The sequence below is a fragment of the Spirulina subsalsa FACHB-351 genome (genome assembly GCF_026130165.1).
GTDB classification, from domain to species: Bacteria; Cyanobacteriota; Cyanobacteriia; order Cyanobacteriales; family Spirulinaceae; genus Spirulina_A; species Spirulina_A subsalsa_A.
Window position 1 is genome coordinate 25,109 of the sequence record NZ_JAIHOM010000054.1, and the last position, 8,810, is coordinate 33,918.

Annotated in this window: 8 protein-coding genes; 4 read left to right on the forward strand and 4 right to left on the reverse strand. The window is 49.1% G+C overall.

The window, feature by feature from the left end; translation table 11 throughout:
• Positions 1–19: 19 nt before the first annotated feature.
• From K4A83_RS12300 to K4A83_RS12310, 3 genes are all read left to right on the forward strand, one after another.
• Positions 20–445 (forward strand): hypothetical protein, encoded by a 426-nt coding sequence (locus K4A83_RS12300; protein WP_265264863.1) that lies wholly within the window; start codon positions 20–22, stop codon positions 443–445.
• Positions 446–908: 463 nt separating this feature from the next.
• Entirely contained in the window at positions 909–1,832 is a 924-nt protein-coding gene (locus K4A83_RS12305; RefSeq protein WP_265264864.1) for a UbiA family prenyltransferase, read from the forward strand.
• Positions 1,804–4,470 (forward strand): PEP/pyruvate-binding domain-containing protein, encoded by a 2,667-nt coding sequence (locus K4A83_RS12310; protein ID WP_265264865.1) that lies wholly within the window; start codon positions 1,804–1,806, stop codon positions 4,468–4,470. The genes K4A83_RS12305 and K4A83_RS12310 overlap by 29 nt, the downstream gene beginning before the upstream one ends.
• A 91-nt stretch (positions 4,471–4,561) precedes the next feature.
• Here K4A83_RS12310 and trhO read toward each other — a convergent pair whose 3' ends face one another.
• The gene (trhO, locus tag K4A83_RS12315) at positions 4,562–5,401 is read right to left on the reverse strand and encodes an oxygen-dependent tRNA uridine(34) hydroxylase TrhO (RefSeq protein WP_265264866.1); all 840 of its coding nucleotides are present in this window, start codon (positions 5,399–5,401) and stop codon (positions 4,562–4,564) included.
• 357 nt (positions 5,402–5,758) lie between these two features.
• Here trhO and K4A83_RS12320 point away from each other — a divergent pair, with 357 nt between their 5' ends.
• Positions 5,759–6,256 carry a hypothetical protein gene (locus tag K4A83_RS12320; protein ID WP_265264867.1) on the forward strand — a complete coding sequence of 166 codons (498 nt, stop codon included), beginning with the start codon at positions 5,759–5,761 and terminating at the stop codon, positions 6,254–6,256.
• A gap of 49 nt (positions 6,257–6,305) precedes the next feature.
• On the opposite strand, the gene K4A83_RS12325 is transcribed toward K4A83_RS12320, so the two are convergent.
• The 3 genes from K4A83_RS12325 to remA form a co-directional block, all read right to left on the reverse strand.
• A complete protein-coding gene (locus tag K4A83_RS12325; protein ID WP_265264868.1) occupies positions 6,306–7,523 on the reverse strand; it encodes an ABC transporter permease in 1,218 nt (405 codons plus the stop codon).
• Positions 7,524–7,526: 3 nt separating this feature from the next.
• On the reverse strand, positions 7,527–8,174 hold the full coding sequence (gmk, locus tag K4A83_RS12330) for a guanylate kinase (RefSeq protein ID WP_265264869.1): 648 nt from the start codon (positions 8,172–8,174) through the stop codon (positions 7,527–7,529).
• A 135-nt stretch (positions 8,175–8,309) separates the two neighbouring features.
• Complete coding sequence (remA, locus tag K4A83_RS12335; protein ID WP_265264870.1) at positions 8,310–8,576, reverse strand: extracellular matrix/biofilm regulator RemA; 267 nt, start codon at positions 8,574–8,576, stop codon at positions 8,310–8,312.
• Positions 8,577–8,810: the final 234 nt, after the last annotated feature.

The window sequence follows — 8,810 nt, forward strand, 5'->3', positions numbered from 1 at the left end:
TTGTGGATAATTTTGCCTTATGACTAATAGCAATTCAAAACAGGTTTCTCGGGTTTTCACGGCTACTCCTTTAGGGGCGTTAATTGTGTTCGTCCTGTTATCTATTTTTGTGGGGGGAGTGAATAATGCTGTGGTTGTTATTTTCTTTTCGGTGATTTGTACTTTTGGAATTAGTCTAGCTTTGTGGCTTCCTGTCTGTTTTGCAGTGGGTTTAATCTGTTTAATGGTGGTGGAGTCGGTATCATCTCAATGGTCTAGGACTCGTGAGGAAGTGGCAGCGGGGCCGACTCCTCAACAGAAGGCTCTCCGGAATTATATCCGGCAGGCAAGACACAAGGGGTTAAGTGAGAGTCAGATTGACAGGCGCTTGGGTGCTAAGGGGTGGACGGAGGAGGAAATTGAGATGGGGAGGGAGTTACTTTTAGTGACAACGGAGGGAAATTAGGTTTTCTGTTGTTGCCCCGCGCTGTAAGGAGGTCACTGGGACATTTTCTTGAGTCTTCATTGTCTGGGGGGTGTTAGGGGAGTCTGAGGGGAGAAACCGAAAAGTCGCGTTTTTTAGGGGGATTTAGGAGGGGGGCTGAAGCGTGACATTATTAAGGATTGCTGGACAGGGGGGCTTTTTGCATTAAACTAGAAGGGGGTGGAGTGGTATATATAGCTATTCCTAATGAGACGTGAACTCTAGGCTATTGTCCTATGTCGATTCTAGGCGAGCCTTTTTTGCACGACTCAGATAGGTTTGCTATATAGCTGATTTGTTGTGTTGAAATAAGTTTTCATGTTGTCTGGTGGAGAATTTTGGATGGAGAATTCTAGCTTGAAAGTTTTAGGTGGAAGGTTTTACTCTGAAGCATGATTGTCCCCAGTTTATTGATTCTATATCCTAGATTTCACCGGATCTGATAATGTTAAAGCGATGGTGGATTTATCAACAAGAACGGTTTCCCATTTTTAGTAATGGGATACTTATTTTAGTTTTTAGTACGTCTGCGGTTAGTTATTCAGCTTTATTGCGGGAACAGTTTCCTACGTTTGAATCGTTAACTGTTGCGGCGGTTAGCACGTTTTTGTTTTTTCTGCTGTTGCGGATTGTGGATGAGTTTAAGGATTTTGATGATGATCGGATTTATCGTCCTTATCGTCCTGTGCCTCGGGGGTTAATTAGTTTAAAAGAATTGGGTTTGTTGGGGGTTTTTAGTCTTTTTGCTCAGTTAGGACTGGCGCTTTATATGAGTCGCAGTTTAGCGATTCTTTTAAGTGTGGTGTGGTTCTATTTTGTGTTAATGAGTCAGGATTTTTTCTTGTATAAACGGTTGAAAGGTCATCCGGTGGCTTATTTGTTGAGTCATAATGTGATTGTTCCTCTGATTGCTTTGTATGCGACGGCTTGTGATTGGTTGTTGATGAAAAGTGCGATTCCTCCGGCGGTGATTTGGTTTTTAATTACGACGGCGATGAATGGGTTAATTTTGGAGATTGGGCGGAAGATTCGCGCTCCTAATGATGAGGAGGTGGGGGTTGATAGTTATAGTTCGTTGTGGGGACGGGATAATGCGGTGTTGGTGTGGGTGACGGTGATTTGTTTTAGTGCTGTGGCGGCGTTTTGGACGGCGAAGCAAATTGATTTTGTGCGACCGATGAATTTAATTCTGTTGGTGTTAGGAATTGGGGCGAGTATGGTGGCTTATTCGTTTTTTAATCATCCGACGCGCAAAAGTGCAAAATGGGTTAATCTGATGTCTGGATTGTGGGCTTTGTTTACCTATTTGGGGTTGGGGGTGATTCCCCTGTTACTGCGCTATGAAATACATTTGCCGTTTTCAGGATAGGGCGATCGCATCCCAAATGGGGGGCAAGGGCTGGGCGATCGCGCAACTGTACCAAAAAGGCTTCCTCGTCCCCAGTGGCTTCATTCTCACCCCCCTCGCCTTTCTCGACAGTCTCACCCAGGCCCAGCGCGGTCAATTTCAGACTCTGGCTCAACTCTCCCTGAGTCAAATCAAGCCTCTTCCTGACTTCCTCGGTGAGTTAAAGGTAGGAGATGGGGTCAAGTTAGAAATTCTGCAAGCCTTGGCGGATTTATTCCCCTACGGGGGACGATTTGCTGTGCGGTCTTCGGCCGTGGAGGAAGATGGGGAACAACAGTCCTTTGCCGGGCAACTGGACAGCTTTCTAGGCGTTGCTCCCGAGGATTTGTATGACAAAATCGCCCAAGTCTGGCAGTCGGCATTTAGCGATCGCCTCCTCAGTTACCGTCAACAGCAAGGCCTCCCCCATTTTCCCGCCCCCCCGGCCGTAATTGTCCAGCAGATGCTGAATCCCACCCTAGCTGGGGTAGCTTTTGCCGCCGATCCCATCACCGGGCGACGGAATTGGGTGACGATTAACGCCGTCTACGGTCTAGGAAATGCCCTCGTTTCGGGAGAGTGGGAAGGAGATCACTTCCTCCTTGACCCCCAAAACCAGATCATTCAGCGTCATCTGGTGGAAAAACGCCTCTGTGATCGTCTCAACAAACAGGGAGAAGTCGAACGCTGTCAACTGCCAGCAGACCTCCTGCACAGTCCCACCTTAACCGATGAACAACTCCAGCGTTTAGCCACCCTAACGCGGCAAATTAGCCATCAGTTGGGAGCGCCCCAAGATATAGAATGGGCCCAGGTCAATCAACAGACCTACATCCTCCAAGCCCGCCCCATTACAGCCTTACCCCCCCTCCCCCCCGCCACTGGAGTTTACCGAATCTGGGACAATAGCAACATTGCCGAAAGTTATAGTGGGGTGACAACTCCCCTCACCTTCTCCTTTGCCCGCCAAGCTTACGAGGAAGTCTACCGCCAATTTTGCCGCTTAATGGGCGTATCTCCCCGACGCATTGCCCAACATCAGACCACCTTTGAAAACATGATTGGGCTGCTAGAAGGGCGCATTTATTACAATCTCCTCAACTGGTACCGCGTCCTGGCTCTCTTGCCCGGATTTCGCCTCAATCGGGCCTTTATGGAACAGATGATGGGGGTCAAGGAATCCCTCCCCGAGGAGCTTGTACAAGGTTTAGATCAAAGTTCTTGGCGCGATCGCCTCCAAGATAGCGGTCACCTCCTGCGCACCTTAGCGGGCTTACTCCTCAACTACCTCCTCCTACCCCTCAAAATCCGCCGTTTCTACCGTCGTCTCCAGCGCCTCCTGAGTCCGGCCCCCGACTTCTCGACTCTGGCCCCAGAAGACCTCGCCCAATATTACCGCACCCTTGCCAGTCAACTCCTCCCCCGTTGGGATGCCCCCATCCTCAATGATTTTTTTGCCATGATTTTTTATGGTCTGTTGCGCAAGTTGACAGAAAAATGGTGTGGCGATACCGACGGCACCCTGCAAAATGGACTCCTGACCCAACGGGGGGGCATGATTAGCGCGGAACCCGCCCAGAGAATCCGCGCCCTCGCTGCCCTCGCTGCCCCTCACCCCAAATTTATCGAAATGTTGAGTCAAGAGCCGTTAGAGCGCATCCTAGCGGCTATTGAGCAGTTTCCTGAGTTCAAGTCCAGTTATGAAGACTATTTGCACAAGTTTAGCGATCGCTGCCTAGACGAACTCAAACTAGAAAGCCCCACCCTCTCAGAGAATCCCCTGCCCCTATTGCGCACCATTGGCGCTCTAGCTCACCCCCCCAGTCGTCACCATTCCACCGCCCTCAGTCGCCTCCCAGAACCGGTCGCCCTGCGGGTGCGCCGCATTTTACGCCGTTATCCCCTGCGTCGTCTGGTGTTTAAATGGGTGTTAGTCAATGCCAGGCAACGGTTACGGCAACGGGAAAACCTGCGCTTTGAACGAACCCGGGTTTTTGGTCGAGCGCGCCAATTATTCTTAGAGTTGGGGCAACGGTTTTATACCCTTGACCTGTTACAACAGCCTCGGGATATTTTTTACTTAGAAGTGGGGGAAATTCTCGCCCTGTTAGAGGGGACTAGCACTTGTAATCGGGTGAAAGACTTAGTGGCTCTTCGTCAGGCCGAGTTTGAGGACTATCGCCGTCATTCCAGTTTAGGCGATCGCGTGGCCACCTTCGGCATCCCCAGTTTAAACCCCACCGCCCCGCCCCTAACCCCTGTTTCCAGTGTCACCACCGACAGCAAACAGGGATTAGGCTGTTCCCCCGGCATTGTACGGGCCCCTGTGCGCATCATTACCGACCCCCAGCAAGCCCTCACCAGTCGCCCACCCCTCCAACCCGGTACAATCCTAGTAGCAGAACGCACAGATCCCGGTTGGATTTTACTCTTTCCCCTCGCCGTGGGGTTATTAGTAGAACGGGGGAGTTTATTATCCCACGCGGCCATCGTATCCCGGGAGTTAGGCCTTCCGGCTGTGATCTCCCTACCGGGGATTACCCAATGGTTAAAGGATGGGGACTGGGTAGAGTTGGACGGTAGCACAGGACGAGTGCGCAAGGTAGGGCTTGGTGAATAAGTTTGCTTGTGGGAATAGGGGAGCGGGGGAGCAGGGGAATTGATAATTGATAATTGATAATTGATAATTATTACCTATTACCTATTACCTATTACCTATTACCTATTACTGCTGTGGATTCGGCACAATAGGGGCAAGCAATACCCGGTTCATAAGCGGGAGATTCTTGTTCTGCGGGACTGAGGGGATGACCACAAGCAGAACACATTCCATAACTGCCCGGTTCTAAACCATGTTCAACGGCAATGCGTTCATCAAAAACAAAACATTCCCCTTGCCAGAGACTCTCCTCGGGGGGGATTTCAGCGAGATATCGCAAAATGCCCCCTTGTAGGTGATAAACCTCTTGAAACCCTTGTTTAAGTAGGTAAGCGGTGGCTTTTTCGCAACGAATGCCTCCGGTGCAAAACATGGCGACTTTAGGCTGTTTTTGGGGGTCAAGATGCTGTTTTACATAGTCGGGGAATTCGCGGAAGGAACGAGTTTGAGGGTTTCGGGCATTTGTGAACGTGCCGATTTTCACCTCATAATCATTGCGGGTGTCAATGACCACTACTTCGGGGTCAGAAATTAATTGATTCCACCCTTGGGGGGGGACATACTGACCCACTTGTTGGGTGGGGTCTACTTCGGGGTGTCCAAAGGTGACGATTTCTTTTTTTAAGCGCACTTTTAGGCGTTCAAAGGGGGGCGTTTCGGCGTAAGAAAGTTTCACGTCCAAATCGTGGAGACGGGGGTCAGAACGTAAATAATCTAGCACTGAGGCGATCGCATTTTCCGTTCCGGCCAAGGTGGCATTTATCCCTTCTGAGGCTAGGAGGATGGTTCCTTTTATGCCCTGGGTTTGACAATAATTCAACAGGGGCACTTGTTGTTCTCGGTAGTCTGGGAAGGTAAAAAATTTATAAAATGTAGCAACAGTGACAGTCATAAATCCCAACGGCAAGATGTATCTTTATTTATTTTAGGTCGTTCGGTGATCATGGTATCACCAGAGTTTCACGGAAGAAAATTGATAATTGTTCTCTATTCCCTATTCCCTGACCTTGACAATTTGATGAAATTCCAGAGATATCCGCTATATCTCCAAGATTAACGTTTTTCCTCCCCTCGCAATGACGGGATTCACCCTGAGTCAAAGACTAATTTTATCCGTAATTTTACAGAGAATTTTGTTTAAGAATCGTTGTTTTTTCTATGAAAAAAAATTAATTTTTCGCCACATTATTGTTTTTTATGCGTCTATAGGATTAATCAACTCTTGCAGTTTTTTCTAAGGTCAAGTCCCATGAAACGTTTACTGCATTCTTCGCTCAGTGCCAGTTTTCTCACTGTTCTTTTAATTACTTGTAGCCATTTCTCCCAAGCTCAGGGAACGAAAAATACACTGTTAGCACAAGCTCAAGTCTGTGCCGATGGAGTTTCTCCCGAATATTGTCAATGTGCGGCGGAAGCGGAGGCGAATTATAACCAGCAATGGGATAATTTAGCTGACGATGCTAAAGAGGCGGAAAAATGGCGCGTCTGGCGAGAATATACTCTGAATCTTCAACAATGTCATCGTTTCCTGTCGCCAATGGAACGGGAAGCGGTGTATATGGATGAGTGTTTAACTCAGTTTAGTGATTTACCTAATCCTGAACAATATTGTAGTTGTCAGGTGGCGTTAGATTTGGACGTAGAAAATACGTTTCGTCAGGGCAATGTTGACGTTAGTTCGGAGCAGTTCCGAGAGTTTGGACAACGGAAAATAATCTGTTCGTCCTATCTGAAACCTGGAGTGTGAACTACCCCACCCTGCCGTTGGCGAGGAAGGGGAATTCCGCAACATTTTGTTAAAGGCGGCGTAGTGCAACGATGGGGTCGAGTTGGGCGGCTTGTCGGGCGGGGAAGACTCCGAAAAATAGACCAATGCCGCCGGATACGCCCACGGCGAGCAGGATAGACAGGGGGGAAATAATGGAGGCTAAGGGACTGACGGCACCGATGAAGAAGATGCCGCCAATGCCGATGACGGTGCCGACGACTCCCCCCACGGCGGAGACAATCACAGCTTCAATGAGAAATTGACTGAGAATGTCTTGTTGAGTTGCGCCCAAGGCTTTACGCAGTCCGATTTCTTGGGTGCGTTCTGTGACGGAAACTAGCATGATGTTCATAACGCCGATGCCCCCGACGAGGAGGGAAATGGCGGCGATCGCAGCTAACATGATGGTAAGGCCTCCGGTCACAGTTCCCACGATACTCAGGACATCTTTTTGGGTGCGCACGGTAAAGTCATCTTCTCCGGTGATATTGTGGCGCAGACGGAGTAAGTTCTCGATTTGGAATTGAGCGGCTCCAATGCTTTGGGCGTTGCGGGCTGACACAGTAATGACGGACACTTCTAAGCCATAGGGGGAGGTGCGGCCGACGATTTGATTGGCCATTGTGGTGAGGGGAAGATATACGGCCTCGTCTTGATTGGTGCCTAAAAATGCGCCTTTAGACTCCATCACGCCAATCACTTCTAGGGAAATGTTTTTAACGCGGATGCGTTCGCCGAGGGGATTGCGATCGCCAAAAAACTGATCCGCTATCTCTGACCCTAACACCACGACCCGAGCATTACGCCTCAGATCCGATTCTTCAATAAACCGCCCCCTCTCGACTCGGAACGTTCGCACGGGGGAAAATTCCGGCGTTACTCCTAAAACCGTGATATTGGTCGTTTGTTGTTGATAGGAGACAATTTCCCGGGCGTTGATTTGGGGGGCGACCTGAGAGACGGCGGGGACTTGGCGGGCGATCGCTTCCGCATCCTCTAAAACCAGCGTTTTGGGTAACTCAAAGGTCGTCCGCCGATCCTGTTGATTGCCGGGGATAATAAACAACAAGTTGGGGCCGAGGGCTTCAAATTCCTCCTCGGCCAAACGTTGCGCCCCTTGTCCAATACCTACCATGGCAATCACGGAGGCATTGCCAATCACAATCCCTAACATGGTTAAGGCACTCCGCAACTTATTACTCCTTAAAGCGCGGGTGGCCATGTGGACACTTTCGAGAAACTGCATAAATTAGCCTTGACCTAAAATTGCTGTTTCTAGTTTAGCTAAGGCACTTTCTAAGGTATCGTTCACTACTTGTAAATCAAATTCATGACTAGCGGCAATTTCCCCCTCCGCGTGTCTTAGGCGCTTGAGGATGGCTTCCTCCGAGTCTTGACCGCGATCGCGCAGACGGCGTTCTAATTCCGCACTAGAGGGCGGTAAAATGAAGATGCGGAAGGCTTTAGGGAAGGTCTGCTGAATCAGGCGCGCCCCAACTAACTCAATTTCTAGCAGCACGATCTGACCTCGGGCAATTTGTTGTTCTACATTTTGCCGGGGGGTGCCGTACAAGTTCCCCGCATATTCTGCCCATTCGAGAAACTCACCCGCCGCTACCATTTGCTGAAAATGGTGGCGTTCCAAGAAAAAATAGTGTTTCCCGTCTACTTCTCCCGGACGAGGTTGACGAGTGGTGGCCGATACGGAAAGATGCAGGTCTGGATGACGTTCTAATAAGGCTTTAACTAGCGTTCCTTTGCCTACCCCACTCGGTCCGGTCAGCACAATTAATTTACCTTGGGGAGGAGGGTCAAGGGTTAAGGTGGCGGGGTGTTCAAAGGAGGGGGTGAGTTGGCTGGTAACTCCCTCCTTGGTTAAGGTGTTGTTCTGTCTCATGATAACTTGTTGGGGTTAGCCGCTTACGGTGCAGAAAAATCAGGGTAGGTGCTTGGTGTCTTCGTGAAACTGAAGACCTTAATTCTTCCCTGACTATTTAGACAGGGACTTTGCTCAATTTTAAGCTACTGAGGACTAATTACTCAAATGACCCTCTTTAGGGTTGGCAACAAAACGATGGGCAACTGTTTCCGGCTGAATCGCTGATAGTACCACATGACTTGAATCTGTGATGATGACCGCACGAGTACGACGGCCGTAGGTGGCATCAATGAGTTGACCGCGATCGCGAGCATCTGTGATAATGCGTTTAATCGGTGCAGATTCAGGACTTACAATTGCAATAATGCGATTCGCAGAGACGATATTGCCAAAACCAATGTTAATCAGTTGAATATCCATAAGGCATGAACGGCCCTGCCGTTTGAGTGTGAATCATAAATTTAGGTTCAATTTTCATGTTATCCACAAAAATTGGGCTTTACAATTATAGCCGCCACAAATTTGGGATTTCTTTGGAATTTTCCCCTTTTTATGGTCTACAAGGAGAAAAAAGCGCAATTTTTGGACTGGGGAGAAGGGGAATTGATAATTAATAATTGTTCCCCCGCTCCCCTGCTCCCCCGCTTGCCTTTG

What these genes read in the sequence shown, in the direction of transcription:
- K4A83_RS12300 (WP_265264863.1), top strand. Translation starts at nt 20, where the DNA reads ATGACTAATAGCAATTCAAAACAGGTTTCTCGGGTTTTCACGGCTACT.
- K4A83_RS12305 (WP_265264864.1), top strand. Translation starts at nt 909, where the DNA reads ATGTTAAAGCGATGGTGGATTTATCAACAAGAACGGTTTCCCATTTTT.
- K4A83_RS12310 (WP_265264865.1), top strand. Translation starts at nt 1,804, where the DNA reads ATGAAATACATTTGCCGTTTTCAGGATAGGGCGATCGCATCCCAAATG.
- trhO (WP_265264866.1), bottom strand. Translation starts at nt 5,401, where the DNA reads ATGACTGTCACTGTTGCTACATTTTATAAATTTTTTACCTTCCCAGAC.
- K4A83_RS12320 (WP_265264867.1), top strand. Translation starts at nt 5,759, where the DNA reads ATGAAACGTTTACTGCATTCTTCGCTCAGTGCCAGTTTTCTCACTGTT.
- K4A83_RS12325 (WP_265264868.1), bottom strand. Translation starts at nt 7,523, where the DNA reads ATGCAGTTTCTCGAAAGTGTCCACATGGCCACCCGCGCTTTAAGGAGT.
- gmk (WP_265264869.1), bottom strand. Translation starts at nt 8,174, where the DNA reads ATGAGACAGAACAACACCTTAACCAAGGAGGGAGTTACCAGCCAACTC.
- remA (WP_265264870.1), bottom strand. Translation starts at nt 8,576, where the DNA reads ATGGATATTCAACTGATTAACATTGGTTTTGGCAATATCGTCTCTGCG.